The organism is Streptomyces chartreusis NRRL 3882 (genome assembly GCF_900236475.1).
In the GTDB taxonomy this organism is placed as follows: domain Bacteria; phylum Actinomycetota; class Actinomycetes; order Streptomycetales; family Streptomycetaceae; genus Streptomyces; species Streptomyces chartreusis_D.
This window is the reverse complement of the sequence record NZ_LT963352.1, coordinates 1250923-1275739: the sequence shown is the minus strand read 5'-3', so window position 1 is coordinate 1275739 and position 24817 is coordinate 1250923. Positions and strand designations below refer to the sequence as shown.

General features: G+C 72.2%; 22 protein-coding genes. 13 read left to right on the top strand and 9 right to left on the bottom strand.

The annotated features are described in order from the left end of the window. Positions 1-129: 129 nt before the first annotated feature. Both ddaH and SCNRRL3882_RS05730 read right to left on the bottom strand, forming a co-directional pair. On the bottom strand, positions 130-906 hold the full coding sequence (ddaH, locus tag SCNRRL3882_RS05735) for a dimethylargininase (RefSeq protein ID WP_010042890.1): 777 nt from the start codon (positions 904-906) through the stop codon (positions 130-132). Positions 907-1493: 587 nt separating this feature from the next. Continuing rightward, complete coding sequence (locus tag SCNRRL3882_RS05730; RefSeq protein WP_010042888.1) at positions 1494-3878, bottom strand: Orn/Lys/Arg decarboxylase N-terminal domain-containing protein; 2385 nt, start codon at positions 3876-3878, stop codon at positions 1494-1496. Between the two features lie 284 nt (positions 3879-4162). Here SCNRRL3882_RS05730 and SCNRRL3882_RS05725 point away from each other — a divergent pair, with 284 nt between their 5' ends. Continuing rightward, the gene (locus SCNRRL3882_RS05725) at positions 4163-4540 is read left to right on the top strand and encodes a hypothetical protein (protein WP_010042885.1); all 378 of its coding nucleotides are present in this window, start codon (positions 4163-4165) and stop codon (positions 4538-4540) included. A gap of 34 nt (positions 4541-4574) precedes the next feature. Then, on the top strand, positions 4575-5771 hold the full coding sequence (locus SCNRRL3882_RS05720; RefSeq protein WP_029181384.1) for an ABC transporter substrate-binding protein: 1197 nt from the start codon (positions 4575-4577) through the stop codon (positions 5769-5771). Here SCNRRL3882_RS05720 and SCNRRL3882_RS05715 read toward each other — a convergent pair. Then, the gene (locus SCNRRL3882_RS05715; protein WP_010042880.1) at positions 5755-8061 is read right to left on the bottom strand and encodes an ATP-binding cassette domain-containing protein; all 2307 of its coding nucleotides are present in this window, start codon (positions 8059-8061) and stop codon (positions 5755-5757) included. The two genes, SCNRRL3882_RS05720 and SCNRRL3882_RS05715, sit on opposite strands and share 17 nt — an antisense overlap. Positions 8062-8071: 10 nt before the next feature. Next, positions 8072-9697 (bottom strand): ABC-F family ATP-binding cassette domain-containing protein, encoded by a 1626-nt coding sequence (locus SCNRRL3882_RS05710; RefSeq protein WP_010042878.1) that lies wholly within the window; start codon positions 9695-9697, stop codon positions 8072-8074. 298 nt (positions 9698-9995) lie between these two features. Here SCNRRL3882_RS05710 and SCNRRL3882_RS05705 point away from each other — a divergent pair, with 298 nt between their 5' ends. Both SCNRRL3882_RS05705 and SCNRRL3882_RS05700 read left to right on the top strand, forming a co-directional pair. Beyond that, entirely contained in the window at positions 9996-10649 is a 654-nt protein-coding gene (locus SCNRRL3882_RS05705; RefSeq protein ID WP_010042876.1) for a GOLPH3/VPS74 family protein, read from the top strand. A 61-nt stretch (positions 10650-10710) separates the two neighbouring features. Then, positions 10711-11541 carry an isocitrate lyase/PEP mutase family protein gene (locus SCNRRL3882_RS05700; protein WP_010042874.1) on the top strand — a complete coding sequence of 277 codons (831 nt, stop codon included), beginning with the start codon at positions 10711-10713 and terminating at the stop codon, positions 11539-11541. A 15-nt stretch (positions 11542-11556) separates the two neighbouring features. On the opposite strand, the gene SCNRRL3882_RS05695 is transcribed toward SCNRRL3882_RS05700, so the two are convergent. Further along, on the bottom strand, positions 11557-11973 hold the full coding sequence (locus SCNRRL3882_RS05695; RefSeq protein WP_010042872.1) for an SsgA family sporulation/cell division regulator: 417 nt from the start codon (positions 11971-11973) through the stop codon (positions 11557-11559). A gap of 251 nt (positions 11974-12224) precedes the next feature. Here SCNRRL3882_RS05695 and SCNRRL3882_RS05690 point away from each other — a divergent pair, with 251 nt between their 5' ends. From SCNRRL3882_RS05690 to SCNRRL3882_RS05680, 3 genes are all read left to right on the top strand, one after another. Beyond that, positions 12225-13337: an oxidoreductase gene (locus SCNRRL3882_RS05690; RefSeq protein WP_324604461.1), complete on the top strand. Its 1113-nt coding sequence runs from the start codon at positions 12225-12227 to the stop codon at positions 13335-13337. Between the two features lie 70 nt (positions 13338-13407). Further along, positions 13408-13731, top strand: coding sequence for a hypothetical protein (locus tag SCNRRL3882_RS05685; protein WP_010042867.1), 324 nt, complete (start codon positions 13408-13410; stop codon positions 13729-13731). 102 nt (positions 13732-13833) lie between these two features. After that, positions 13834-14526, top strand: coding sequence for an endonuclease V (locus SCNRRL3882_RS05680; protein WP_010042865.1), 693 nt, complete (start codon positions 13834-13836; stop codon positions 14524-14526). Here the strand turns inward: SCNRRL3882_RS05680 and SCNRRL3882_RS05675 are convergent. Further along, on the bottom strand, positions 14514-14708 hold the full coding sequence (locus SCNRRL3882_RS05675) for a hypothetical protein (RefSeq protein WP_010042863.1): 195 nt from the start codon (positions 14706-14708) through the stop codon (positions 14514-14516). The two genes, SCNRRL3882_RS05680 and SCNRRL3882_RS05675, sit on opposite strands and share 13 nt — an antisense overlap. A 179-nt stretch (positions 14709-14887) precedes the next feature. Here SCNRRL3882_RS05675 and mmpA point away from each other — a divergent pair, with 179 nt between their 5' ends. Further along, on the top strand, positions 14888-15034 hold the full coding sequence (gene mmpA / locus SCNRRL3882_RS41055) for a morphogenic membrane protein MmpA (RefSeq protein ID WP_010042861.1): 147 nt from the start codon (positions 14888-14890) through the stop codon (positions 15032-15034). 5 nt (positions 15035-15039) lie between these two features. Here mmpA and SCNRRL3882_RS05670 read toward each other — a convergent pair whose 3' ends face one another. Beyond that, complete coding sequence (locus tag SCNRRL3882_RS05670; protein ID WP_010042859.1) at positions 15040-16218, bottom strand: saccharopine dehydrogenase family protein; 1179 nt, start codon at positions 16216-16218, stop codon at positions 15040-15042. 183 nt (positions 16219-16401) lie between these two features. On the opposite strand from SCNRRL3882_RS05670, the gene SCNRRL3882_RS05665 reads away from it, so the two are divergent. From SCNRRL3882_RS05665 to SCNRRL3882_RS05655, 3 genes are read left to right on the top strand one after another with little or no spacing between them, the layout of a single operon-like run. Continuing rightward, on the top strand, positions 16402-17547 hold the full coding sequence (locus SCNRRL3882_RS05665; protein ID WP_029181383.1) for a CaiB/BaiF CoA transferase family protein: 1146 nt from the start codon (positions 16402-16404) through the stop codon (positions 17545-17547). An 11-nt stretch (positions 17548-17558) separates the two neighbouring features. Continuing rightward, entirely contained in the window at positions 17559-18773 is a 1215-nt protein-coding gene (locus SCNRRL3882_RS05660; RefSeq protein WP_010042854.1) for an acetyl-CoA C-acetyltransferase, read from the top strand. A 33-nt stretch (positions 18774-18806) separates the two neighbouring features. Beyond that, entirely contained in the window at positions 18807-20987 is a 2181-nt protein-coding gene (locus SCNRRL3882_RS05655; protein ID WP_010042852.1) for a 3-hydroxyacyl-CoA dehydrogenase NAD-binding domain-containing protein, read from the top strand. On the opposite strand, the gene SCNRRL3882_RS05650 is transcribed toward SCNRRL3882_RS05655, so the two are convergent. Further along, on the bottom strand, positions 20979-21689 hold the full coding sequence (locus SCNRRL3882_RS05650) for a MerR family transcriptional regulator (protein ID WP_010042851.1): 711 nt from the start codon (positions 21687-21689) through the stop codon (positions 20979-20981). The genes SCNRRL3882_RS05655 and SCNRRL3882_RS05650 overlap by 9 nt on opposite strands. 220 nt (positions 21690-21909) lie before the next feature. Between SCNRRL3882_RS05650 and SCNRRL3882_RS05640 the strand changes: the two genes are divergently transcribed. Further along, positions 21910-23376 (top strand): amino acid permease, encoded by a 1467-nt coding sequence (locus SCNRRL3882_RS05640; protein ID WP_010042850.1) that lies wholly within the window; start codon positions 21910-21912, stop codon positions 23374-23376. Positions 23377-23418: 42 nt separating this feature from the next. After that, the gene (locus SCNRRL3882_RS05635; protein WP_010042849.1) at positions 23419-23898 is read left to right on the top strand and encodes a macro domain-containing protein; all 480 of its coding nucleotides are present in this window, start codon (positions 23419-23421) and stop codon (positions 23896-23898) included. Between the two features lie 11 nt (positions 23899-23909). Here SCNRRL3882_RS05635 and SCNRRL3882_RS05630 read toward each other — a convergent pair whose 3' ends face one another. Next, positions 23910-24803, bottom strand: a complete 894-nt coding sequence (locus SCNRRL3882_RS05630) for an arginase family protein (RefSeq protein WP_010042848.1) — start codon at positions 24801-24803, stop codon at positions 23910-23912. Between the last annotated feature and the right edge of the window lie 14 nt (positions 24804-24817).

Genomic DNA, 24817 nt, shown 5'->3' with positions numbered 1-24817 from the left:
GTTCCCGTAGGTTACGATGCCGTAGGTTAAGGGTGCTGTAAAGGCCGCTGATCAGCGGGGGCGCTCAGCCGCGCCCCACCGCCCCCGGGAGCCGCAGGTCGAGAGGCTGGGACGGGGCGTCCCGCCTCCTCAGGCGTACAGCCCCCGCAGCCGCACCGAGAGGCATGTCACACACCCCTCGAGCTTCTCGAACTCGCTGATGTCCACGACGACCGGTTCGTACCCGAGGTCCGCGAACAGCTCCGCGGTCTTCGGCGCGCTGGCCGCCATCAGCAGTTTGTCACCGCCGAGCAGCACGACGTGCGAACCGGCCTCCTCCGGCACCGGCAGGAAGCGCGCGAACAGCGACGGCGCGTCCATCTTCGGGATGTGCCCGATGACCGTCCCGTCGGGAAGCGCCGTGACGGCCGACTTCAGGTGCAGCACCTTGGTCACCGGTACGGCGACGACCCGCGCGCCCAGCGGTTCGAAAGCGGCCCGCAACTGCTGGACGCCGGCTGCGTTGGTGCGTCCGCCCCGGCCCACGTACACCGTGTCGCCGATCTTCAGGACGTCGCCGCCCTCCAGTGTGCCCGGCTCCCAGATCCAGTTCACCGAGCAGCCCAGACCGGCCACGGCCTCCTCGACCCCGGCGGTCTCGTCACGCCGGGACTCGGCGCCCGGGCGGGCGATCAGGGCCACGTTCTTGTACATCACGACCGTGTCCTCGACGAACACCGAGTCCGGGCAGTCGTCGGCCGGGTCCACCTCGACGGTCTCCCAGCCGTGCGTGCGCAGGGCCGCCACGTACGCCTCCCACTGCTCGACCGCGAGGTCGGCGTCGACCCTCTCCCGCTCGATGTGGGTCACCAGCCCCTCGGCAAGACGCGGGCTGGGGCGGCGGACGAGGGCCTTCTTGCTGGGCACGAGCGTGACTCCGTATCGGATGGGACGTGTCTGGACGGCGCCGACGGAGCCTCCGGGGTCGACCGGAACCCATCGGGCGTCGGCCGACCATCATGCAGGGCGATCCCGGAAGACGACACCCCTGGGGGAGGGGAGGGGAGGGGAGGGGAGGGGAGTGAGTGGGCAGGGGGGCGGGGGAGGCCGGCCTTGGCAGGCAGCGGGGGTGAGTGCCTGTGTCCTGGCCGTGGCCTGCACCCCGGCCCGGCGCCTCAGCGCATCAGTGGGGCGGACACCGCTCCCGACTCGGGCGGCTCCGGACCGCCACCTCAGTGGACACTCGGGGGCGAACGCCGATTCCAGGCCGGTCCGCTGCGAGCCTGACCGCACGTGGTCCGACCGGTGCCTCAGGGGGGCATCCGGACGAGCGCCGATTCCAAGCCCGGTCCGCCGCCGACGCCGCCTGTGCCCGGCCCGGCCCGGGCCTGTGCCCGGCCGCTCCGTACGCCGCGCCGCCGGCGTGTCCGATGAGAGTCGTCGTGGGTCGGCAGGCCCGGCCGAGACTCGCGCCCGGCCGGGTATCAGAGCGTGAAGGCGTCGCTGCCCCGGGCTCACACCACCGGCTCGGCACCCTCCGGGGCGCTTCGCTGGGCCGGTGTCGTCGCGGTGTCGGCACGCTCGGGCGTGTCCGGGCGGAGGCATTCGATCTGGTAGTCGCCGGTGTCGGGGTCGCGGACCACCCCGTGGGTCTCGCTGCCGAAGCCGGGGAAGCGGCGGTCGAAGGACTCCAGCGCGGTCAGGTACCGCAACAGAGGACCGTCCGCGGCGCCGACGCTCTCGCCCGGCATGAGGACGGGGATGCCGGGCGGCGTGACCGTGACCATGGCCGCGGCGACCCGGCCGGGCGCGTCGGTGAGACGGATCCGCTCCGTGCCGCCGCGGATCAGGCGCTGGTAGCACAGCTGGGGCGGGACGACGGGCTCCGGCAACTCCCGGAAGGCGGTGTCGAGGAGCTCGACCAGACGGAGGTCGCGCAGATGGTCGTGCATCTCCTGGCACAGCTCGCGCAGGCTCCGCCCGGAGTAGCGCCGCGGATGCTCGGCGACCAGCGCGGGCAGCACCCGGTCCAGCGGCGCGCCACCGTCGTAGAGGTCCTTGAAGTCCATCAGGGCGTCCAGCAGCGTGCCCCACTTGCCCTTGGTGATGCCCATGGAGAACAGCACCAGCGTGGTGTAGCTGTCGGTCTTCTCCACGACGATGCTCCGCGTCCCCAGATACGCGGTGAGCACCCGCGCGGGAATGCCCCAGTCGGACACCTCACCCGCGGCGCTGATCCCCGGGCAGGTCAGGGTGACCTTGATCGGGTCGAGCATGCAGTAGCCGTCCGTCAGCCCCGGGAAGCCGTGCCAGTCCGCCCCGGGTCGGAGATGCCAGCAGGACGGTTCCGTCCGCAGCAGATCAGCCGGGGCCTCGTCGAAGGGCAGGCGCGCCCCGCTCTCCGGGTCGGTCACCTCGGCCGGCTGCCACACGCCGAAGAACCAGGGCGGCCGGTCCCCGGCGGCCTCGATCCGCCGCCCGATGCGCACCATCTCCTGGCGGAACCGCACCGCCTCGGTCACCGCCTCGTCGACCAGCCACTGCCCCTGCGGACCGTCCATCATCGCCGTGGCCACGTCCAGCGAGGCGATCATCGGGTACAGCGGCGACGTGGTGCCGTGCATCATCAGCGCCTCGTTGAACCGCTCGTGCTCCACCGGCGCCCTGGGCGCGGGTCGGACGTGCACCATCGCGCTCTGCGACAGCGCCGCCAGCAGCTTGTGCGTGGACTGCGTCGCGAAGACCGTCGGCCGGTCGGGCCCGGGGAAGCTCTCCTCGTCCACCGACATGCCGTAGCGCCCGGCGTACAACGGGTGGAAGCGGGCGTAGGCGAACCACGCCTCGTCGAAGTGCACCCGGGGCGTGCCGGCGGAGAAGGCCCGGGCCGCCGCCACCGCGTCGCAACACAGCCCGTCGTACGTGGAGTTGGTGAACACCGCGTACTGCGCGCGCGCTGACACGGCGTCCCTCGTCAGCGGACTCGCGGCGATCCGTGCCGCCACCGAGTCCGCCGCGATCTCGGCCGGCGGCAGCGGTCCGGCGAGGCCGTAGCCGTTGCGGGTGGGGACCAGGTACACCGGCCGGGCGCCGGAGACGACCAGACCGTGCAGGACCGACTTGTGGCAGTTGCGGTCCACCAGGGCGATCTCGTCGCGGGTGACGCTGAAGTGGCCGACCAGACGGTTGCAGGTGGAGTCGCCGTGCAGCACGAAATACGTGTGCTCGGAGCCGAAGACCCGTGCGGCGTTGCGCTCGGCCTCGCCGATGGGCCCGGTGTGCTCGAACAGTGAGCCGAGCTCCTCGACCGAGATCGACAGGTCGCTGCGCAGCAGCCGCTCCCCGAAGTAGTCGTGGAACGCCCGGCCCACGGGCGACTTCAGGAAGGCGACACCGCCCGAGTGCGCGGGGGTGTGCCACGAGTACTCGTGCGCGTCGTCGAAACGGCGCAGCGCCTTGAAGAACGGCGGCAGCAGGGCGTCCTGGTAGCCGCGAGCGGCGGTGGTGATCCGCCCCGCGATGAACGCCGGCGTGTCCTCCAGCGGCCACACGTAACCCACCACCGACTGCGACACCCACAACGGCAGATCGCGCAGCCCCTCGTCCGCCATGACCAGGAACACCGGCAGGTTCTGGAAGCGGCGCCCGATCCTGCGCAGCACCGCCGCACCTCCCGGTTCACCGTCGGCCCCCGGCCCCGGCGGAAGATCCCAGGCGACCACGGCGGCGGCGAGACCGGCCTCGGTCCTGAGCACCGCCTCGGCGTCGGCGACGCTCACCACCCACCGGACCCGTAAGCCGCGCCCCTGGATCGCCTCGGCGATCCTCGCCAGCTGCCCGGCGGCCGCACCCCCGTCCTCCGGACGCTCCGCCACCGCCACCAGAACCGTGCTGTCGGTCATCTCGCCCCCTCCGGTGGCCCCGCGCCACCTCCGCACCCCAGTGTTCGCGGGCCCGCACGCCTGATCGGCCGACGGGGTGTCAAACCACCCCATCGGTCCATGACCCGGGCCGGACCTTGACGTGTCAACGCCCCCACGACCGGCGTCCCTTCGGAGTACCTGATCAACCGTCTTGCAGATGATTCACCTGGCCGCAGCCCGTGCCGATCTCCCGAGGCGTCGTTGGACGAAGTGATCCCGGCCGAACCGGCCAGGACCGAACCAGCGGAAGGAAACCGACAGAGATGTACGGCACGCGGCGTATCGCGGTGGTGGCCTCGATCGTGGGGATGCTGATGGCTGTTCCCGCCGGAATGGCCACGGCCCATGCCGGGGACGGCGACGCGGGGGCGGGCGGTGTGCTGTCCAACCTCTCCGGCAGGAACTCCTCCGGCCACGCCAACCTCTGCGGCACGGGCAAGGTGGCGCTGTTCAAGGAGCGCACCTGTGTGGCCGAGGACGACGGCAAGGGCGGCGGGGACCAGGCCGGCCCCAGCGGCGGCGTCCTGTCCAACCTGCTCTTCGCCCGGAACGCCTCGGGCCACAGCAACAACTGCGGCAACGTGACGGTGGCGGTGTTCAGCAAGACCACCTGCGTGACCAAGGACCGCTCCGGTCGCTGACGGCCGCACCGACTCAGTGAAGAGAGGGGCCTCGATGTCGTCGACTTCCTTGTGCGTGGGCGTGGTGGCGCCGCTGACGGGTCGACTGGCCCCTCTCGGGTCACCGTTGTCGTACGCGCTGCGCAGGCTGGCGCCCCGGCTCGCGCGCATCCGCAACGGCGGCCGCCGCTACGAGGTGACCGTCGCCGTGCGCGACAGCCGCTCGGATCCCGACGCGGCCCGGCAGGCCGTTCGGGACCTGGCCGGCGCCGACGGCGCGAACCTCGTGCTCACCATGGCCGGGACCCGGGTGCTGCCCGCCGTCACCGACGCCTGTGAGGAGGCCGGGGTCCCCTGTGTGTCGACCACGTTCCCCTGGCAGGCGTACGTCGACGCGCGCGGTGCCGAGCCGGGGCACCGCTTCCGGTGGACGTACCACTTCGCCTGGGGACTGGACGACATCGCCGCCGTCTTCGCCGACCTGTGGGAGCGCGTCGACGACTCGGGCGCCGTCGGCTGCCTGTGGAACGACGACCTGCAAGGGCGGCTGCTGCGGCACGACCGGTACGGCTTCGCGCCGGTGACCTCCCCGCGCGGGCACACCCTGGTCGACCTCGGCGCCTACCGGGAACCGTCCGACGGATTCCCCGCACAGGTCGGACGGCTGCGGGAGCACGGTGCCGGCCTCGTCACCAGCGCCGCCACCGCCACCGACCTCGCCCTCTTCCACCGCCAGGCCCGTAAGGCGGGGCTGCGTCCGCGGCTGATCACCTGCTCGCGCTGGCTGACGTACCCGCACACGCACACCACCCCCGCCCCCGACGTCCACGGCGAACTGGCCGACGCGCGCGTGGCCACCCTCGTCTACTGGAGTCCGGGCCACCCCTACCGCTCCGGCCTGGACGGCACCACCTGCGCCGAACTCGCCCACGCCTACCGGCAGGACACCGGTGCCGGCTGGCTCCAGCCCCTCGGCCTCGCCCACGCCCTGGTGGAGACCGCCCACCACGCCCTCACCGTCGCGGCCGATCCCACCGACCGGGCGTCCGTCGCGCAGGCCCTCGCCGGCACGAGCCTCGACACCATCGCCGGCACCCTCGACTGGACCCGCGGACCGGCCCCGAACATCGCCCTGCTGCCGCTGGTCGGCGGGCAGTGGCAGCACGGCCCGGACGGCCCGCTCCTCGCCGTCGTCAGCAACACGGCGCTCCCGGGCGTCCCGCTCACCGGTGAGCTCACCCCGGCACGGTGACGGCCGATGCCGCCACGGCCCGCCGCAGGTGCTCCGCGGTGAACGAGCCCGGCGCGTCCAGGAGTTGTCGCGGCGTCCCCTCGAACACGATCTCGCCGCCGTCCCGGCCGCCGTCCGGGCCGAGGTCGATCACCCAGTCGGCCCGGGCGACCACGTCCAGGTTGTGCTCCACGACGACGACCGTGTTGCCCGTGTCGACCAGCCGGTCCAGCAGGGCGACGAGTCCCTCCACGTCCGCCATGTGCAGCCCGGTCGTCGGTTCGTCGAGCACGTAGACCGCGCCCGTCCTGTGCAGCCGCGTGGCCAGCTTGATGCGCTGCCGCTCCCCGCCGGAGAGCGTGGAGAGGGGCTGGCCGAGCGTCAGATACGTCAGTCCGACGTCCCGCAGGGTGCGCAGCCGGCGCCGTACGCCCGTGTCGTCGAAGAAGCCGAGGGCCTGCTCGGCCGTCATCTCGAGGATGTCGGCGATGGAGCTGCCGTTCACGGTCAGCCGCAGTACCTCCTCCTTGAAGCGCCGCCCCTCGCAGTCGTGGCAGGTCGTCGTCACCGGGTCCATGAAGGCGAGGTCGGTGTAGATGATGCCCCGGCCCTCGCAGGTGCCGCAGGCGCCGCCGGAGTTGAAGCTGAAGAGGCCCGCCTCGGCCCCCGTCTCGCGGGCGAAGATCTTCCGTACGGTGTCCATGATCCCCAGGTAGGTCGCCGGAGTGGACCGTCCCGAGATCCCGATCGACGACTGGTCGACGACCACGGCGTCGGGGTGCGCGGCGGTGAACTCCCCGACCAGGGTGCTCTTCCCCGACCCCGCCACCCCGGTCACGGCGGTGAGCACACCGGCCGGGAACCGCACGGTCACGTCGCGCAGGTTGTGCCGGTCGGCGCCCTTGACCCACAGCTCGCCGTCGGCCTGCCGTACCTGTTCCTTGACCACCGTACGGCGGCGCAGACAGCGCCCGGTGAGGGTGTCCGAGACGGCCAGTTCGGCCGGTGTGCCCTCGAACACCACGCGGCCGCCCTCGGAGCCGGCGCCCGGCCCCATGTCGACGACGTGGTCGGCCAGCGCGATGACGTCCGGGTCGTGCTCGACGACCAGCACGGTGTTGCCCTTGTCGCGCAGCCGCAGCAGCAGATCGCCGAGGCGGCCCACGTCGCGCGGGTGCAGGCCGACGCTCGGCTCGTCGAAGATGTACGTCATCCCGGTCAGGCTGGAGCCGAGGTGCCGCACCGTCTTCAGCCGCTGCCCCTCCCCGCCGCTGAGGGTCGCCGTCTCCCGGTCGAGGCTGAGATAGCCGAGGCCGATCGCCTCGACGCGCTCCAGCGCGGCCACGGCCGCCCGCGCGATCGGCCCGGCCACCGGGTCGTCGATCTCCTTCAGTACGGCGATCAGGTCCGTGATCTGCATCCGAGTGCAGTCGGCGATGTTCCGGCCGCCGATCCGGGTGGCGAGCGCCGCCGCGTTGAGCCGGGCTCCCCGGCAGACCGGGCAGGCGCCCTCCACCAGGAAGTCCCGCACCAGGTCGCGGGTCTTCTGGCTCATGGCCGACAGGTCCCGCTTCAGGTAAAGCCGCTCGAAGCGGTCGGCCAGCCCCTCGTAGTCGGTGGTCCAGGTGCCGCCGCTGCCGTTGACGGTGACCTTGCTGCCGGGCCGTCCCCGCATCAGGAACTCGCGCTCGGCGGCGGTGAACCGCCCCACCGGCTTGTCCGGGTCCAGGTCGGCGCTGTTGGTGTACGCCTGGCCCTGCCAGGTGCTCGCGGCGAACGGCGGGAAGCGGACCGCCCCGTCCGCGAGGGAGCGGTCCGGATCCAGGATGCGGTCCCAGTCGGGCCGTACCGTCCGGCCCAGGCCGTCGCACTCGGGGCACATGCCCGACGGGTCGTTGAACGAGTACGCGGTCGCCGGTCCGGCGCTCGGGGTGCCGTGCCGGGAGAACAGCACCCGGATCACCGAGTAGATGTCCGTCATGGTGCCGACGGTCGACCGGGAGTGGCCGCCGACCGGCCGCTGGTCGACGACGATCGCGGGGGAGAGGTCCTCCAGGCCGTCCGCGTGCGGCCGCTCGTACTTGGGCAGCCGGTTGCGGACGAACCACGGGTACGTCTCGTTCAGCTGGCGTTGCGACTCCACCGCGATCGTGTCGAAGACGACGGACGACTTCCCCGACCCCGAAACGCCGGTGAACACGGTCAGCCGGCCTTTCGGGATGCGGAGGGTGACGTCCTTGAGGTTGTTCTCGCGGGCTCCGGTCAGGGTGATGACATCGTGGCGGGTGACATCGTGCGTGAAGTCGGTCATGCCACCGACGCTAGGCGGAAAACCCGACAGCCTCTGGCGTGATTTCCTTCAGTTCCCCGTCCTCCAGCAGCAGCCAGCGCGTGATGCCGATCGACTCCAGGAACGGCAGGTCGTGACTGGCCACGATCAGCGCCCCCTCGTACGACTCCAGGGCCGTGGTCAGCTGCCGCACGCTCGCCATGTCCAGGTTGTTGGTCGGTTCGTCCAGCATGAGCAGCTGCGGCGCGGGCTCGGCCAGCATCAGCGCGGCCAGTGCCGCCCGGAAGCGTTCGCCGCCGGACAGCGTCGCCGCCTTCTGGTCGGCCCGGGCACCCCGGAACAGGAAGCGGGCCAGCCGCGCCCGCACCCGGTTGTTGGTGGCGCCGGGCGCGAACCGGGCCACGTTCTCGGCCACGGTCAGCTCGCCGTCGAGGACGTCGAGCCGCTGCGGCAGGAACCGCAGCGGGACGTGTGCCGTCACCTCCCCCGACTCCGGAGCGAGCTCCCCGGTGATCGTGCGCAGCAGTGTCGTCTTGCCCGCGCCGTTGCGCCCGATCAGCGCGACCCGCTCGGGTCCGCGCAGGTCGAAACCGCCGTCCACGCGGGCGCCGTACCGGAGCCGGAGATCGAGGAGGGTCAGGACGTTGCGGCCCGGCGGCACGGCCGTGTACGGCAGGTCGACACGGATCTCGTCGTCGTCCCGTACGGCCTCCGCCGCCTCGTCCAGCCGCTCCCTGGCCTCGGCGAGCTTCTCCTCGTGCATGATCCGGTGCTTGCCCGCGGACTCCTGCGCCGCGCGCTTGCGCGCCCCCATGACGATCTTCGGCTCACGCTTCTGGTCCCACATCTTCTGCCCGTACCTCTTGCGGCGGGCCAGCTTCATCTGGGCGTCGGCCAGTTCGCGCTTCTGCTTGCGGAAGTCGGCCTCGGCGACGCGCACCATGCGCTCGGCCGCGTCCTGTTCGATCGCGAGGGCCTCCTCGTAGTCGGAGTAGTTGCCGCCGTACCAGGTGATCTCGCCGGAGCGCAGATCCGCGATCTGGTCGACGAGGTCCAGCAGTTCCCGGTCGTGGCTGACGACGACCATCACGCCCGGCCAGGACTCGACGGCCGCGTACAGCCGCCTGCGGGCGTACAGGTCGAGGTTGTTGGTCGGCTCGTCGAGCAGCAGTACGTCGGGCCGGCGCAGCAGCAGCGACGCCAGCCGCAGCAGCACCGACTCGCCGCCCGACACCTCGCCGATCGTGCGGTCCAACCCGACGTGGCCCAGGCCGAGTTCGCCGAGGGTGGCCAGGGCGCGCTCCTCCACGTCCCAGTCGTCGCCGACGGTCTCGAAGTGCGCCTCGGAGACGTCGCCCGCCTCGATGGCGTGCAGGGCGGCCCGCCGGTCGGCGATGCCGAGCGCCTCGTCGACGCGCAGGGTGGTGTCGAGCGTGACGTTCTGCGGGAGGTAACCGACCTCGCCGGCCACGCGTACGGTGCCGTCGGCCGGGGCGAGTTCACCGGCGATCAGCTTCAGCAGGGTGGATTTCCCCGACCCGTTGACGCCGACCAGGCCGGTCCGGCCCGGGCCGAAGGCCACGTCGAGGCCCTCGAAGACGGGGGTGCCGTCGGGCCAGGTGAAGGCGAGGGAGGTGACGGTGATGGAAGTAGGCATGCGGGCCTCTTTCGCGGTTGCTTGATGCGGTCAGGGGCAAACGCGTATCGAGACACCTGCGACCAGGGAGGAGGGCTCCAGGGGGCAGAGATGAAGCCCTGTACCGGAGGACGGCTCGAACGCCGAGGTCGCACGCAGCGCACACACCAGACATGGGTGACGCGGTGTCTCAGGACCTCAGACGAGCAACGTCCTTCTCCAATCGGCGGCAACAGGACGCTGTACAACGTACGAGGGGGCGTCGGGGCTGTCAACGAATTAACGTGAGACCCGATCTCCCCGCCCGAGGAGGCCCCCCGTGCCCGACGGCCCGCTCTCGCTGCCGGCCCGGCTCTGCCTGCTGGCCTGGGACCCCGCGCGGCCGGCCGGCACCGGCAGCGCCCACCTGTCCGGCCCGGTGCGGGCCGGTGCCCTCACCGAGTTGGCCCGGCACGGCCTGCTCGTCGACGAGGACGGCATCGCCACGCCGGTCGACCTGGACTCCCGCACCGGTGACGCGGTCCTCGACGGGCTTCTGGAGCTCGTCCGCGAGTCGTGCCCGCACCCCTGGCGGACCTGGGTGACGCTGCGGTCGCGGGTGACCCTCGACGCGGTGCGGGCGCAGCTGGTGGCCGAGGGGTATCTGCGGGCGGAGAAGAAGCGGGTCCTCGGGGTGTTCCCGTCCGTGGAGTACGCGCTGGAGCGCGTCGCCGCCGTGGAGGCGCTGCGGGAGGAGACGCGTGGGATCCTCCGGGGCCCGCTGCCGGTCGCCGGCGTCTCCGAGCGGGACGCGGCCGTGGCGACGCTGGCCGCCTCGGCGGAACTGCTCCCCGGAGAGGACGTCCGCGCCCACGAGCAGCGCGTGCGCGAGCTGGCGGAGCGTGGGGTGTGGTCGGTGCCCGGGCTCGGGGAGATCGTCCGCGAGATCCGTACGGCACTGGCCGCGACGGTGACGGCAACCGCTCTGCCCTGACCCACGTCCACGTCGGATTCCTGCCGGCCACGGCCCGTCAGCCGCTGGTTGAGTTGCCCGCATGACGAACCAGACCGACCGAGCCCTGGCCTTCCGTGCCCTGCACATCCCCGGATCCCCGCTGGTCCTGCCCAATGCCTGGGACGCGGTGAGCGCCCGCCTCGTCGAGGACGCCGGTGCCGCAGCGGTGGCGACGACCAGCGCCGGGCTCGTCTGGGCGCTCGGCGCGCCGGACGGCGAGCGGGTGGACCGCCCCACGGCCCTCGCCGCCGTCGCCCGCATCGCCGAGGCCGTGACCGTCCCCGTGACGGCGGACATCGAAAGCGGCTACGCCGAGGACACCGAGGGCCTCGCCGGCACCGTCCGCGCCGTTATCGCCGCAGGAGCGGTGGGCGTGAACATCGAGGACGCGCGCTACGGCGCCGGAACGGGCGGTCCGCTGCGGGACGTCGGCGAGCAGGCCGAGCGAATCGCCGCCGTCCGTGAGGCGTCCGACGCGGCGGGCGTGCCGTTGTTCGTCAACGCCCGGACGGACACCTTCCTGAGCGGCGTCGGGGGAGTCGACCTCACCCTGGAACGGGCCGCCGCCTTCCGCGCCGCCGGTGCCGACGGGATCTTCGTCCCCGGGGCCGTCGACCCGGGGATCGTCAAGGAGCTGGCGGACGGCGTCGACGGGCCGCTGAACGTCATGGCCGGACCCGGCGCACCGACGGTCGCCGAACTGGCCGCCCTGGGCGCCGCCCGGGTCAGCGTGGGCTCGGGCATCGCCCAGGCCGCCCACGCCCTGGTCCGCCGGGCCGCGCGGGAGCTGCTGGACACGGGGACGTACCGGTCACTGGCGGACGGACTCGACTACGGCGAGGTCAACGCCCTGCTGGAGCGGGAACGTTAGCCCGGCCCGCGCAGCTCAGCACGCGTCCCGCATCAGCTCCGCCAGGTCGTGGTCCAGATCCAGCTGGAGGTGCTCCAGGCCGACCGGCACCAGCTCGCTCGTGGCCTCCAGGAACCGGCGCACCTCGCCGGAGCGGACGTGCACCACGGCGGTGCCCTCGGGGGCGTGGAACTCCAGCACCGTGCGGTCGTACCCGTACGGCCGCACCCGCACGTCGCCGTGGCCCTCGGCGTTCCTGAGGCCCGCGGCGAGCAGCTCGCGGGAGAAGGTCCAGCAGACCTCGACACCCTCCAGCGTGGCCGGGGCGGGGAAGGTCATACGGACGGCGAACGGATCACGCCGGTCGTAGTGGAGCGTCGCGGGAATGCTCGGCATACGCGGCGCGGCGGCGACGAGGCGGGCCTCCACGGGCTGCTCGATGACGATGGACAACGCCTTGCTCCCTTGTGACGGCTGGACGGGACACTTCCGGGCGGATGAGGCCGGGCACTGGAAGAGACGACGGAATCAGCCAATCCGTGCACACGAAGTGCGAGTGACCTCTGTCACCGCGTTCATGCACGGGAGTGACGAGGCTCTCCTCGTGTGCCCCGCACGGCACTTGTCGCGCCCACCGGAACACCCCCCGGGCCCGGGCGACGCCATCTGGACGGCGCCGGGGTGGCGGGCTAGCTTCGCCAGCCATGAGGCGCTTGGGGAGCACGCGACGGACGGGACGGACACGGAGCAGGGCGACCGGAGTGGCGGCGGGCGCGGCAGCACTGGCCGCACTCGCGGCCCTGACCGCCGTGCCGGCGCAGGCGCACGAGCCGGAGCGCCGGATGCCGCACTGGGAGCTCAAGGACACCGGCACTCCGGACGTACGGTTCCGCGGCCTGGCCGCCGTCAGCCGGAACACCGCCTGGCTCGCCGGGACCGGCGGCACCGTCCTGCGCACCACCGACGGCGGCGCCACCTGGCGGAACGTCTCGCCCCCGGGCGCGGCGGAGTTGCAGTTCCGGGACGTCGAGGCGTTCGACGCGCGCCGGGCCGTGGTCCTGGCCATCGGCGAGGGCGAGGCGTCCCGCGTGTACCGCACCGACGACGGCGGGATGACCTGGACGGAGTCCTTCCGCAACACCGACCCGAAGGCCTTCTACGACTGCCTGACCTTCTTCGACCACCGCCACGGCCTCGCGATGAGCGACCCGGTGGACGGAAAGTTCCGCATCCTGTCGACCCGCGACGGCGGCAGCACCTGGGAGGTGCTGCCGGACGAGGGCATGCCGGCCGCGCAGGAGGGCGAGGCCGGGTTCGCCGCGAGCGGCCAGTGCCTGGTCGCCTCCGGGCCGAAGGACGTCTGGCTCGCCACGGGCGGGGCCGCGCACGCGCGCGTGCTGCACTCCGCCGACCGGGGACACACCTGGACGGCCACCGCCACGCCCCTCCCGGCGGGCGACCCGGCCCGCGGCGTCTTCGCGCTGGCCTTCCGCGACCGCACCCACGGTCTCGCCGTCGGCGGCGACTTCACCCCCGGCCGGCCCTCACCGAACGCCGCCGCGCACACCGGCGACGGCGGCCGCACCTGGCGCACCGCCGCCACGCCCCCGCCCGCCTACCGCTCCGGCGTCGCCTGGCTCCCGCACAGCCGCACCGCCGCCCTCGCCGTCGGACCCACCGGCACGGACCTCACCACGGACGGCGGCCGCACCTGGCGCACGGTCGACACCGGCTCCTACGACACCGTCGACTGCACCCCGGACCATGGGTGCTGGGCGGCCGGCGAGAAGGGGCGGGTTGCCCGCCTGGAGCATTGAGCGCGCGGTATGCCCTGATTGTTGGCAGTGTGGGTACTCGTTCACTGAAGGCGAAAGGAAGTGAGCGGTCATGCCACGCGGTTCGAGCTCCAAGCGGGAGCGCCAGTACGAGCACATCAAGAAGAGCGCGCAGGACCGGGGCGAGAGCACCGGCCGCGCCAAGGAAATCGCCTCGCGGACGGTGAACAAGGAACGCGCCCGCTCCGGCGAGTCGAAGACGGCCAGCCGCACCTCGACCAAGGACATGTCGTCCGGCAAGCGCGGCGGACAGCGGTCGGGCCAGGGCTCCCAGGGCCCCACCTACGACCAGCTGTACCAGGAGGCCAAGCGCCGCGGCGTCGAGGGCCGTTCCAACATGAACAAGAGCCAGCTCCAGCGCGCGCTGGGCAAGTGAGCGGCACGCCCTCGAGGCCGGCGGGACCCGCGAGTCCCGCCGGCCTCGCGCTGCCCACGGGCTCGGCATCCGAAAGGATCAGCCCATAGGCTCAGGGGCACCATGACGACCGTACGCATCCCCGAGGACTGGCCCGCCACCGAGGAACAGGCTCGCGCCGTCCAGGACGAACTGCGCGAGCGCGTGATCCTCGACGAACCGGGGCCGCCGCCCGGAACGGGCCGTGTGACGGGGGTCGACGTCGCCTACGACGACGAGCGCGATGTCGTCGCGGCGGCCGCGGTCGTCCTGGACGCGGCGACCCTCGACATCGTCGCCGAGGCCACGGCGGTGGGCCGGGTCTCCTTCCCCTACGTGCCCGGGCTGCTCGCCTTCCGGGAGCTCCCCACGGTCCTCGCCGCCCTCGACGCCCTGCCCTGCCCGCCCGGCCTGGTGGTCTGCGACGGCTACGGCCTCGCCCACCCCCGCCGCTTCGGCCTCGCCGCCCACCTCGGCGTCCTGACCGGCCTGCCCACGATCGGCGTCGCCAAGAACCCCTTCACCTTCACCTACGACGACCCGGACGCCCCACGCGGCAGTACCTCCGCGCTGCTCGCCGGCTCCGAGGAGGTCGGCCGCGCCCTGCGCACGCGCGACGGCGTCAAGCCGGTCTTCGTCTCCGTCGGCCACCGTGTGACCCTCGCGAACGCCTGCGCCCACACCCTCGCGCTGACCCCCGAGTACCGCCTCCCGGAGACCACGCGCCGGGCGGACGCGCTGTGCCGGAAGGCGCTGCGGGAGACCTACTCCGCCTGATCGGTCACGCTCCAGCGGCCCACCTCGCGGTACTCCGAGTCGTAGATCACCGACCCGTCCCCGGGGCCGAGCGCGTAGTGGCGCAGATTGCCGCCCCAGTACCTGAGGATCCGGCCCAGCTCGCCCGCCGGGTCCTCGGCCAACGCCGCGTCGTCCATGCGGACTTCGAGAAGGAATTTCATGCCTTCAATGGTTTCATTGAACTCCTTGTTGGCACTTTTCGAGCTGCCATCAGGAGCGGAGGGCGGAAAGTCTCAAACCGAGGGGCGGGTCCGCGGGGAACGGGGCGGCAGATCTGAGTACCGGCTCTGAGTACCTGTACGGATGCCTGGCCCCCGCCTCCGTCGGCAGGCTGGGGCACATGACAACGCACCGCGCACCCAAGCCTGTTGCCGGCCCGACCCAGACCGTCGAGCGGGCCGTCACCATAGGGCTGATCCTCGCCGTGCTGGCGGGGCTCGGCTGGATCGCCGGGATGATCTACACCATCGCCGAGTGGCCGCTGTAGGACCCTCAGCGGGTCGACGCGACGCGGAAGCGGATGCCCGCCGCACGCAGCCGGCCGATCAGCGCGTCGCCCATCGCCACTGCCGTGGTGACCTGACCCGCCGTCTTCGGAAGGTCGTCGAAGGCCAGGCACAGTGCCGACTCGGCGAGCATCTTCGCCGTCTCGTCGTAGCCGGGATCGCCGCCCGAGACCTCCGTGTACACCCGCCGGCCGCCGCCCTCGCCCACGAAGCGCAGGGAGAACCAGCTCTTCGCCCGCTTCTCGGGGCCCGGCCCGTCCCCGGGCTTGAGCCGGCCGGACAACCAGCGCCGCGCCGGCGGCACCTGGGCCGCCGCCACCAGGGCGCCGACGGCCGCGACACCGCCCACCGCGACGGGCAGGTGCCGGACGGCCGCGTACTGCCGGTAGCGGAAGTCGGGTCCGTACCGGTCGAGGGCCGACGCCGAACGCCGCACGATCTGCGGGTCGATCGTCGGCATCGGCAGCGCCCACGCGCCGACCTCCTTGGCGAACCGCGGCGCACCCGCCGGCGCGGACGCCCGCCGGCCCACCAGCCGCGGCTCGTGCCGCCGCCGGTCCCGCGCGGCCGCCGCCATCTCCCGCTGCCGCGCGAACTGGTTGAGGGCGGAGGCGAAGGTCCCGCCCGAGAACGCCGCGTCTGCGGTCACGAAGCCCTCCACGGTCAGCGGCACCTCCTCCGGGAGCTGCTGCACGGTGAAGTACACGCCCAGGTCGTGCGGGATCGAGTCGAAGCCGGCGGCGTGCACCAGCCGGGCCCCGGTCTCCCGCGCGCGGGCGTCGTGCTTCACGTACGTCAGGTCCACGAACTCGGGTTCGCCGCAGAGGTCGAGGTAGTCGGTCCCGGTGTCCGCGCAGGCGGCGACGAGTGCCTCGCCGTACGTCACGTACGGGCCGACCGTCGTGGCCACCACGCGCGCGTGCTCGGCGAGGGCGCGCACCGAGGCCGGGTCGGAGACGTCCGCCCGCAGCACCCCGACCTCCGCGCCGCCGGGCAGCCGCTCCCGCAGCCGCTCCAGCTTCTCCGCGCTGCGGCCCGCGACCGCCCACCGCAGCCCGTCGGGCGCGTGGGCGGCGAGGTACTCCGCGGTGAGCGCCCCGGCGAAACTCGTGGCTCCGAAGAGCACGATGTCGTACGGACGGTCCGTCGTTTTCAGCCTGCTCATGACACCCCTCGGTCGTGCAGCCCGTGCCGCTGTCGGTGGCCGAGGCTAGCGTGAGGAGTGCGGCACCCGACGACGAGCCCCGGCAGATTGCTAAGCGCTTGCTCGTTCAGCTCTTGTGCCGAGTGGAACGTGTTCTTAGCATCGCTGGTGTTACATCAGTTGTGTCACAGCACTGGGGGCTGGATGGCCACGGCAAGGACGCCAGGACAGGGCCCGCTCACCGGCGTGCGCGTCGTCGAGCTGGCCGGCATCGGGCCCGGCCCGTTCGCCGCCATGCTCCTGGCCGACCTCGGCGCCGACGTCGTGCGCGTGGACCGCCCCGGCGGCCCCGGCCTCGCGATCGACCCGGCGTACGACGTCACCAACCGCAACAAGCGCTCGGTGGTCGTCGACCTGAAGTCCCCGGACGGCCCCGCCCGTGTGCTCGACCTCGCCGCGCGCGCCGACATCCTGGTCGAGGGCTACCGCCCCGGGGTCGCCGAGCGGCTCGGCGTCGGCCCCGAGCCCTGCCACGCCCGCAATCCGTCCCTCGTCTACGGCCGGATGACCGGCTGGGGCCAGGACGGCCCGCTCGCCGACCGCGCCGGGCACGACATCGCGTACATCGCCCCCACCGGCACGCTCGGCATGATCGGCCGCCCCGACGAGCCGCCGGCGGTCCCGGCCAACCTGCTCGGCGACTACGCGGGCGGCTCCCTCTACCTCGTCGTGGGCGTCCTCGCCGCCCTGCACCACGCGCGCGCGACCGGCACCGGCCAGGTCGTCGACGCCGCCATCGTCGACGGCGTGTCCCACCTCGCCACGATGATCCACGGCATGCTCGCCGCCGGCGGCTGGCAGGACCGGCGCGGCGTCAACCTCCTGGACGGCGGCTGCCCGTACTACGGCACGTACGAGACGGCCGACGGGAGGTACATCGCCGTCGGCGCCCTGGAGCCCCGGTTCTACGAGGAGTTCCTCGCCCTCCTCGGCATCGATGACCAGGCCGCCGCCCGCAAGGACGTCACCCGATGGGGTGAGCTGCGCGAACGGGTCGCCGCCCGCTTCAAGAGCCGGACCAGGGACGAGTGGACGGCCGTCTTCGACGGCACCGACGCGTGCGTGGCGCCCGTGCTGTCACTGCGCGAGGCCCCGCACCACCCGCACCTGGCCGCCCGCGGCACCTTCACCGACCACGGCGGCATCACCCAGCCCGCCCCGGCCCCCCGCTTCTCCGCGACCCCGACCTCCGTCCGCACCGGCCCGGCCCGGCCGGGCGCCGACACGGCGGACGTCGCCCGGGACTGGGACGTCCCCGGGCTCCTACCGTCGTCCCGCAACCCTCAGTGAAAGGCCTCCTCGTGAGCACCGAAGCGTATGTGTACGACGCGATCCGCACTCCGCGCGGGCGCGGCAAGGCCAATGGCGCCCTGCACGGAACCAAGCCCATCGACCTGGTCGTCGGACTCATCCACGAGATCCGCGCCCGCTTCCCCGGTCTCGACCCGGCCGCCGTCGACGACATCGTGCTCGGCGTCGTCGGCCCGGTCGGCGACCAGGGCTCCGACATCGCCCGGATCGCCGCCATCGCCGCGGGACTGCCCGACACGGTGGCCGGGGTCCAGGAGAACCGCTTCTGTGCCTCGGGTCTGGAGGCCGTCAACCTGGCCGCCGCCAAGGTCCGTTCCGGCTGGGAGGACCTCGTCCTCGCGGGCGGCGTCGAGTCGATGTCCCGGGTGCCGATGGCCTCCGACGGCGGCGCCTGGTTCAACGACCCGATGACCAACCTCCAGGTCAACTTCGTGCCGCAGGGCATCGGTGCCGACCTGATCGCCACCATCGAGGGCTTCTCACGGCGGGACGTCGACGAGTACGCGGCCCTCTCCCAGGAGCGAGCGGCCACCGCCTGGAAGGAGGGCCGCTTCGAGAAGTCCGTCGTCCCGGTGAAGGACCGCAGCGGCCTCGTCGTCCTCGACCACGACGAGCACATGCGCCCCGGCACGACCGCCGACTCCCTGGCCAAGCTGAAGCCGTCCTTCGCGGACATCGGCGAACTCGGCGGCTTCGACGCGGTCGCGCTCCAGCAGTACCACTGGGTGGAGAAGATCGACCACGTCCACCACGCGGGCAACTCCTCGGGCATCGTCGACGGCGCCTCGCTCGTCGCGATCGGCTCCAAGGAGGTCGGCGAACGCTACGGACTCACGCCCCGCGCGCGGATCGTCGCCGCCGCCGTGTCCGGCTCCGAGCCCACCATCATGCTCACCGGCCCCGCCCCCGCCACCCGCAAGGCCCTCGCCAAGGCCGAGCTGACCATCGACGACATCGACCTCGTCGAGATCAACGAGGCGTTCGCGGCGGTCGTGCTGCGCTTCGTGCGGGACATGGGCCTGTCCCTGGACAAGGTCAACGTCAACGGCGGCGCGATCGCGCTCGGCCACCCCCTCGGCGCGACCGGCGCGATGATCCTCGGCACCCTCGTCGACGAACTCGAGCGCCAGGACAAGCGCTACGGCCTCGCCACGCTGTGCGTCGGCGGCGGCATGGGCGTCGCGACCATCGTCGAGCGCATCTGACCCCCTCCCGACGGATCACACGGAGCACTCCACATGAGCACTGAGTCCACCACCATCCGCTGGGAACAGGACCGCACCGGCCTCGTCACCCTCGTCATCGACGACCCGAACCAGTCCGCGAACACCATGAACCAGGCGTTCCGCGACTCGCTCGCCGCCGTCACCGACCGCCTGGAGGCCGAACAGGACTCCATCCGGGGCGTCATCATCACCTCCGCGAAGAAGACCTTCTTCGCCGGCGGCGACCTGCGCGACCTGATCCGCGTCACCCCCGAGACGGCCCAGGAGCTGTTCGACGGCGGCATGGCGATCAAGCGGAACCTGCGCCGCATCGAGACCCTCGGCAAGCCCGTCGTCGCCGCCCTCAACGGCGCGGCCCTCGGAGGCGGTTACGAGATCGCCCTGGCCTGCCACCACCGCATCGCCCTCGACGCGCCCGGCTCCAAGATCGGCTGCCCCGAGGTCACCCTCGGCCTGCTGCCCGGAGGCGGCGGCGTCGTGCGCACCGTCCGTCTGCTCGGCATCGCCGACGCCCTGCTGAAGGTACTCCTCCAGGGCACCCAGTACAGCCCGCGCCGCGCCCTGGAGAACGGCCTCGTCGACGACGTGGCCACCACCCAGGAGGAGCTCCTCGAAAAGGCCCGCGCCTTCATCGACGCCAACCCCGAGTCGCAGCAGCCCTGGGACAAGCCGGGGTACAAGATCCCGGGCGGCACCCCGGCCAACCCCAAGTTCGCGGCGAACCTGCCCGCCTTCCCGGCCACCCTGCGCAAGCAGACGAACGGCGCCCCCTACCCGGCCCCGCGGAGCATCCTCGCCGCGGCCGTCGAGGGCTCCCAGGTCGACTTCGAGACCGCCCAGGTCATCGAGGCCCGCTACTTCGTGGAACTCGCGGCCGGGCAGACGTCGAAGAACATGATCCAGGCCTTCTTCTTCGACCTCCAGGCCGTCAACTCCGGCGCCAACCGCCCCCAGGGCATCGAGCCCCGCCAGGTCCGCAAGGTCGCCGTCCTCGGCGCCGGGATGATGGGCGCCGGCATCGCCTACTCCTGTGCGCGCGCCGGCATCGACGTCGTCCTGAAGGACGTCTCCCTGGAGGCGGCCCTCAAGGGCAAGGGCTACTCCGAGAAGCTGTGCGCCAAGGCCGTGGCCAAGGGCCGTACGACGCAGGAGAAGGCGGACGCGCTGCTCGCCCGCATCACGCCCACCGCCGAGGTGCAGGACCTGGCCGGCTGCGACGCCGTCATCGAGGCCGTCTTCGAGGACACGTCCCTCAAGCACAAGGTCTTCCAGGAGATCCAGGACGTCGTCGCCCCCGACGCGTTGCTGTGCTCCAACACCTCCACGCTGCCCATCACCGCCCTCGCCGAGGGCGTCGAGCGCCAGGCCGACTTCATCGGACTGCACTTCTTCTCGCCGGTCGACAAGATGCCGCTCGTCGAGATCATCAAGGGCGAGCGCACGGGGCAGGAGGCCCTGGCCCGCGCCTTCGACCTGGTCCGGCAGATCAACAAGACGCCGATCGTCGTCAACGACTCGCGCGGCTTCTTCACCTCCCGCGTCATCGGACACTTCATCAACGAGGGCGTCGCCATGGTCGGCGAGGGCATCGAGCCCGCGTCCGTCGAACAGGCCGCCGCGCAGGCGGGCTACCCGGCCAAGGTGCTGTCCCTGATGGACGAGCTGACGCTGACGCTGCCCCGCAAGATCCGGAGCGAGACGAAGCGCGCCGTGGAGGAGGCGGGCGGCACCTGGACGGCCCACCCCGCCGAGGCCGTCGTCGACCGCATGGTCGACGAGTTCGGCCGCACGGGCCGCAGCGGCGGCGCCGGCTTCTACGACTACGGGGAGGACGGCAAGCGCACCGGACTGTGGCCGGGCCTGCGCGAGCACTTCACGAAGCCCGGGTACCGGATCCCGTTCGAGGACATGCAGGAGCGAATGCTGTTCTCCGAGGCGCTGGACACCGTCCGGCTGCTGGAGGAGGGCGTCCTGACCTCCGTCGCCGACGCCAACATCGGCTCCGTCTTCGGCATCGGCTTCCCGGGCTGGACCGGTGGTGTGCTCCAGTACATCAACGGCTACGAGGGCGGACTGCCCGGCTTCGTGGCACGCGCGCGGGAACTCGCCGAGCGCTACGGCGACCGGTTCACGCCGCCCGCGCTGCTGGTGGAGAAGGCGGCGCAGGGGGAGCGGTTCAGCGACTCAGCCTGACTCTCGCGGTGGCTCGGTGAGCCACTCGCCCAGCTCTTCCTTCAGCGACCGCTGAAAGGCGGTGAGGAGCGCCTGCACCACCAAGGGGTGCATGTGCGCCGACAGGGACCGCACGTCCCGCGCGTCACGCTCCGCCACCTCGCCGCGGAAGAGCTGGGAGAGTTCGCGGGCCGCGGCGCGCGCGTGTTCGATGAGGACCTTGCGCGCCGCGAAGATCGCCTCCTGGGAGAGCGGCACGTCCAGCAGCCCGGCGCCCAGCCGGAGCAGACCGAGGTCGGCCTCGTACCCGTCGTCCGCGGGCCGGACCACACCCATCGCCACGAGCCGCTCGACGTCCTCGTCGCCGAGCGGCCGCCCGGAGCGCCGCTCCAGCTCCTCCCGCGTGACCGTCTCGACGGTGTCCGGCGCCCAGGAGGCCACCACCGCCCGGTGAACGGCGAGGTCGCGCGCGCTCAGGTCCGGCGGCAACCGGCGCAGATAGCGCTCGATGCCCGCCAGCGTCATGCCCTGCTGCTGCAACTCCTCGATCAGCGCCAGGCGGGCCAGGTGCTCCCGCCCGTAGTGCCCCACGCGCCGGGGACCGAGCACGGGCGGCGGCAGCAGCCCCTTCGTGCCGTAGAAACGGACCGTACGCACCGTGACACCGGCCCGGGCGGCCAGTTCGTCGATCGTGAGGGTCGGTTCCCCGGTGTCGGTCGTCATGTGCAGCAGTATCGCTGTCTCACCAGTGCTGTGAAACCTCCGGGGGCGGAGGGGACGACGGTGTGAGAAGTAGCGCTCTGTGACGTACGCCACCGCGTGAGCCGCGTACGGCGGGGGAAGGTGGGCCCTTGGTCTGTGCCTTTACAGAGGGCGCAGACCTTATGTACGTCCGGACAGCCGAGCGCGACCCGCTCGGGCGCACCAGAGAGTGGATCCACCCGTGAGCAAGGACGCCGTGAACACGGCAGCAGCCGCATCCCGCAGCGACGCGGCACAGGTGCCCGCGGACGCGGGCGACGCCGGCTACAGCAAGGACCTCAAGGCCCGCCACGTCAACATGATCGCCATCGGCGGGGCCATCGGCACCGGCCTCTTCCTCGGCGCCGGCGGCCGCCTCCACAACGCGGGCCCGGCGCTGGCGATCGCCTACCTGGTCTGCGGCATCTTCGCCTTCTTCGTGGTCAGAGCCCTCGGCGAGCTCGTCCTCTACCGCCCCTCGTCGGGTTCCTTCGTGTCCTACGCGCGCGAGTTCCTGGGCGAGAAGGGCGCCTACGTCGCCGGCTGGATGTACTTCCTGAACTGGTCGACCACCGGCATCGCCGACATCACCGCGATCGCGCTCTACACGCACTACTGGAGCCTGTTCACCGACATCCCGCAGTGGGTGCTCGCGCTGGCCGCCCTCGCGGTCGTGCTGGCCGTGAACCTGATCTCCGTGAAGATCTTCGGCGAGATGGAGTTCTGGTTCGCGATCATCAAGGTCGCGACGCTCGTCGGCTTCATGTTCATCGGCATCTTCCTGCTCGCCACGCAAGCCGAGGTGGGCGGCCAGACCCCGGGCCTGGGCGTGATCACCGACCACGGCGGCGTCTTCCCGCACGGCATGATGCCCGTCGTCCTCGTCATGCAGGGCGTGATCTTCGCGTACGCCGCGCTGGAGCTGGTCGGTGTCGCCGCGGGCGAGACCGCCGAGCCGGAGAAGGTCGTCCCGCGCGCGGTGAACTCGATCATGTGGCGGGTCGGCCTCTTCTACGTCGGTTCGGTCGTCCTCCTCGCCCTCCTGCTCCCCGGCTCGGTCTACTCGGCCGACCAGAGCCCCTTCGTCACGGTCCTGTCGAAGATCGGCGTCCCGGCGGCGGGCGACGTGATGAACCTGGTCGTCCTGACGGCCGCGATGTCCTCGCTGAACTCGGGCCTGTACTCCACGGGCCGCATCCTGCGCTCGATGGCGATGGCCGGCTCCGCGCCCAAGTTCACCGCCCGCATGAACCGCAGCCAGGTCCCCTACGGCGGCATCCTGCTGACCTGCGCGGTGTGCGTGCTCGGCGTCGGCCTGAACTTCCTCGTGCCGGCCCAGGCCTTCGAGATCGTGCTGAACGTCGCCTCGCTCGGCATCATCAGCACCTGGGTGATCATCATGATCTGCCACCTGGTCTTCGTCCGCCGCGCCAGGGCGGGCCTGGTCGCCCGGCCCTCCTTCCGCCTCCCCGGCAGCCCGGTCACGGAGATCACCACGATCGCCTTCCTGCTGGCCTGCCTCGGCATGATGTGGAACGACCCCGAGGTCGGCCGCAAGACGCTCCTGCTCATCCCGGTGATCGCGGCCATGCTGGTCGCGGGCTGGTTCGGCATCCGCCGCCGGGTGTCGCAGACGGCCGACCGGGAGCTGTCGCAGCTCACGAAGTAGCAGGCCAGGGCCACTGTCAGTGGCAGCACCTAGGGTGGCGTCATGTCGGGGATCAGGTATGTCCGGGGTGACGCCACCGTTCCGTCGGTGAAGGGCGTCAAGGTCATCGCCCACGTCTGCAACGACATCGGGGGCTGGGGCAAGGGCTTCGTCCTGGCGATATCACGCCGCTGGCCCGAACCGGAGGCGGCGTACCGGGCCTGGCACCGGGGCCGCGCGGCGAACGACTTCGGGCTGGGCGCGGCGCAGTTCGTGCAGGTCGAGCCGTACGTGTGGGTGGCCAACATGATCGGCCAGCGCGGCACCAGGACCGGCAGCAAGGGTGTCCCCGTCCGCTACGAGGCGATCGACACGGCCCTGGAGGCCATGGCCGAGCGGGCCGGTGAACTGGGCGCTTCCGTGCACATGCCCCGCATCGGCTGCGGCCTCGCCGGCGGCAAGTGGTCCCGGGTCGAGCCGCTGATCGAGGAGCGGCTGATACGGCGGGGGATACCGGTGACGGTGTACGACCACGGGGACTGACCGGCCGAGGCTCAGTCCTGGCCGTCCCCGTCGAACGCCCGCACCAGACAGTCGCCGAGGCGCCGCGCGATCCCCCCGCCGGGATCCAGACGGGGATTGAAGATCGCGACGGTGAAACCGACGGCACCGCCGCCGGCCAGGGCCGTGCGCAGGACGGTCTCCAGCTCCTGCCAGGTCAGCCCGTCCGGCAGCCGGTAGTCGACGGCGGGCATGACCGCGTCGTCCAGTACGTCGACGTCGAGGTGGATCCAGAAGCCGGCGCCCGCGCCGTCGCCGGTCAGCAGCCCGACCGCGCGCCGGGCCGCCTCGCCCGCCCCCAGGGCGCGCACGGTGTCCAGCTCCAGCGCGTGCAGCGCCGACGGCAGCGGCTGCATCCCGTACGCCGCGGACTCCTCCGCGTCCCGGAACCCCAGCGCGACGACGTCCTCGTCCCGTACCAGTGGGCCCCGGCCCTCCAGGTCGGCCAGCACGCGCGGGCCGCGCCCGGTGGCGAGGGCGAGTTCCATGGAGGCCACCTCACCGGCCGGTTCCGCCGACGGCTGGTAGAAGTCGGTGTGCCCGTCGAGGAACAGCAGACCGTGCCGGCCGCGGCGGCGCAGCGCGAGCAGATTGCCCAGCAGCACGCTGCAATCACCGCCGAGCACGACGGGGAACCGGTCGTCGTCGAGGACACCGCCCACGGCATCGGCCAGCGCGGTGGAGTACGCGGCGATGCCGTCGGGGTTCAGGACCCCGGTCTCCGGGTCCCGCTCCGGGTCGTACGGGGGCGGCTCGATCCGGCCTGCCGGTACCGCGCGCAGACCTTCAGCCAGACCGGCGTCGAGCAGCGCGTCGGGCAGTTCCTCGACGCCGGTCGGGCGCAGCCCGAGCACGGACGGTGCCTCGACTATGGCCACGTTCCGCACGTCCCGCTCCTTCG